Below are 2793 nucleotides of genomic sequence, written 5' to 3' on the forward strand. Positions count from 1 at the left end.
CACGACAACTGGCGAGAGACTTCGGGGAACCAGGCGTCGTAGCAGACGGTCAGTCCGACAGTTCCCACGTCGCCGATCGGGAGCGTGACGAAATCATCTCCCGGTTCACACTTCTCCACCGGACGCCACGGAAACACCTTGCGGTAGCTCGCGGCCCGTTCTCCGGTCGGGGAGAACACCACCATCGTGTTGTAGATCAGTCCCGATTCCGTACGTTCGAGAATGCTGCCCGGAACCAGCCAGACGCCTAACTTCGCGGCGATGCGGGCGACTTCGCGGCATGAAGGGCCGTCGAGCGGCTCGGCGTGACGGACCGTGCTTTCTGGATCCCACGGATCCCATGCGCCCAGGAGGTGTTGCTCCGGGAAGACGAACATCGACGTCCCCGGATATTGCTGCACCAAGGTTTGCACTTGGCGACCGAACTCCTCCGTCGAACCAACGGCGTCGGCTTGTACGAGAGCGAGAGACAGTTCTTTCGCCATGATCTTCTCGATCCTGAGGCTCTGGGGGAAGAGGACGGCCGCAGAATGCCCGTCTTCGGCGAAGGCAAACGAGCAATACCGCAAGCCTTCAGTCGGGCATCCCCGACCCGCGCCGCTAGCCTCTTTGGTCCGAACACGTCTCCTCAGCGTGCGAAGTTGACGTCCTTCGAGAACTTCCGGGTAGGGAACCCAGCCGAACGGACGCGGGTCATCGCACCGGAGGCCTCACGTGCGGCGACCTCACGTGAGAGCACCGCCGCCAAGTACTCCTCGTGGCTCCAGTTGTCGTCGCGGGCTTGCTCGGCCAGTCGGGCAGCGGAGTCGCGGATGTGTGGCGCCTTGAGCGCTCGAGCGTAGTGCCGGAGGGCTTCGATCGGATCCTCGGCCATGATCAGGCCATTCGCCCGTCGGAAGTGACTGGGCCGGTGGGGCTTTCGACGCCGAACGCACGGTCGTGGTCGGCCGTCTCCATTGCCCGATCGTCCATAGCTGTCGTTACTCCGCGATGGTGTCGCTGAGCATTGGCTTGCTGGCCGGGAGGGCACGCCTGGCCGCCTCTTCGGTGACCCCGACCGCATCGCCGTCATCGACGTCGAAACGACCGGCTCGTACAAGTCAGACCGTGTTGTGGAGATCGCAATCGTGACCCTCGGTGGCGAAGGGCGATCACCGACGAGCTCGATACGCTGATCAACCCAGCGCGCGACGTCGGTCGGTCCACCAGGATCCACCGCTTCACCCCGTGGATGGTGAGCACTGCAGAATGGGGTGTGATCCGCGACGATCTGAGTGGCCAGGGCCGGGATCGAACCGGCGACCTTCCGCTTTTCAGGCGGACGCTCGTACCAACTGAGCTACCTGGCCGGAAGGCAAGAAGATGCCTCGCCGTACTGGCGACCCTGACGGGACTCGAACCCGCGACCTCCGCCGTGACAGGGCGGCGCGCTAACCAACTGCGCCACAGGGCCTTGCTTGTACTGCAGCACGCGTTCCCGCGTACGTCGTACCCCCAACGGGATTCGAACCCGTGCTACCGCCGTGAAAGGGCGGCGTCCTAGGCCGCTAAACGATGGGGGCCAAAGCCGAATCTCTTCGGGGTACTCGCAACGTCGCAGACGTTGTGAGCTTCGATAGCTTAGGTTATCGGTACCCGAATCCTCAAACGAGGCCCGTTTTCGCGGGCAGTATCCTTTCGGGGGTTCCGGTTCCAGACCCGGTTCCGCACCGCCCCTATAGCTCAGTCGGTAGAGCTACGGACTTTTAATCCGCAGGTCCCAGGTTCGAGCCCTGGTGGGGGCACCGGCAAGCCCCCGTTCAGGTGCTCGCACCGAGCGGGCGCGACCGCCGGGCACCAACACCCAGCCCGAGCACCACCGGAACACGCCTCGAGCGCACCAGTCGCGTCCCAAGGCATGCCAGGTGTCGTCGACATGGCGAAATCCCGACTCCAAGGTTCCCGCAAGAATTCTCCGGAGACTCGACGGGACGGCGGACCAACCGCCCCTCGTTAACGCGAGCCAGAAGGATCGAGCAGCCATGCCAACTCTCAAGATCACAGGGGACTCTTCGGCGGTCAAGCGACCACCGGGTGCGACGAAGGTCCCCGACATCCTCGCCGTGTTTTGGATTCTGAAACTTCTCACGACGGCCATGGGTGAAAGCGCATCCGACTTTCTGCTCAATACGAACCCAGCGGTGGGCCTGCCGCTCGGGGTGGTCGGTCTAGTGGTGGCGCTGTGGATCCAATTCCGCTCGGCCCGCTACCATCCCGTCGCCTACTGGGCGGCAGTCGCGATGGTGGCCGTCGTCGGCACGATGGCCGCCGACGTGCTGCACGTCGGCCTTGGCGTATCACTGGCGGCGACGACGGCCATCTGCGCCGCGGCGCTCGTCGTGACGTTCGCCGCCTGGTACCTCACCGAGGGCACCCTTTCCATCCACAGCATCACGTCGCGGCGTCGGGAGACCTTCTACTGGCTGACGGTCTCGTCCACCTTCGCCTTGGGTACTGCGGCAGGCGACTTGACGGCCGACACGCTTGGCCTGGGATACCTCGGCTCGATCGTGCTGTTCGCGGTCATCATGGCCGTTCCGATCCTGGGGCGTTACGGTTTTCGGCTCAACGGCGTCGTCGCGTTTTGGTTCGCCTACGTCGTCACCCGGCCCCTCGGCGCCTCGATCGCCGATTGGCTGGCCAAGCCCGCGGAGGCCGGAGGGGTCGGCATGGGCGACGGATTGGTTGCCATGATCCTGATCCTGATGTTCGTCGTCCTCGTCAGCGTCGTCACCACTCGGCGACGCGACGTCG

3 protein-coding genes and 4 tRNA genes are annotated in these 2793 nt (G+C 64.4%); 2 read left to right on the forward strand and 5 right to left on the reverse strand.

The window, feature by feature from the left end:
• The 5 genes from QOD90_RS23410 to QOD90_RS23430 all read right to left on the reverse strand — a co-directional run.
• A partial coding sequence (locus QOD90_RS23410) for a carbon-nitrogen hydrolase family protein (RefSeq protein ID WP_526353557.1) occupies positions 1-485 on the reverse strand: 485 nt, incomplete at its 3' end.
• A gap of 143 nt (positions 486-628) precedes the next feature.
• Positions 629-874 (reverse strand): ATP-binding protein, encoded by a 246-nt coding sequence (locus tag QOD90_RS23415; protein ID WP_526353559.1) that lies wholly within the window; start codon positions 872-874, stop codon positions 629-631.
• Between the two features lie 401 nt (positions 875-1275).
• Positions 1276-1349 (reverse strand) — tRNA-Phe (locus QOD90_RS23420).
• A 27-nt stretch (positions 1350-1376) separates the two neighbouring features.
• A tRNA-Asp gene (locus QOD90_RS23425) sits at positions 1377-1453 on the reverse strand.
• A gap of 36 nt (positions 1454-1489) precedes the next feature.
• Positions 1490-1562, reverse strand: a tRNA-Glu gene (locus QOD90_RS23430).
• Between the two features lie 149 nt (positions 1563-1711).
• Between QOD90_RS23430 and QOD90_RS23435 the strand changes: the two genes are divergently transcribed.
• Both QOD90_RS23435 and QOD90_RS23440 read left to right on the forward strand, forming a co-directional pair.
• Positions 1712-1784, forward strand: a tRNA-Lys gene (locus tag QOD90_RS23435).
• Positions 1785-2021: 237 nt separating this feature from the next.
• Positions 2022-2793 (forward strand): COG4705 family protein (locus QOD90_RS23440; RefSeq protein ID WP_526353560.1); only part of this gene is annotated, 772 nt, incomplete at its 3' end.

Source organism: Mycobacterium sp., assembly GCF_032161845.1.
Classification (GTDB): domain Bacteria; phylum Actinomycetota; class Actinomycetes; order Mycobacteriales; family Mycobacteriaceae; genus Mycobacterium.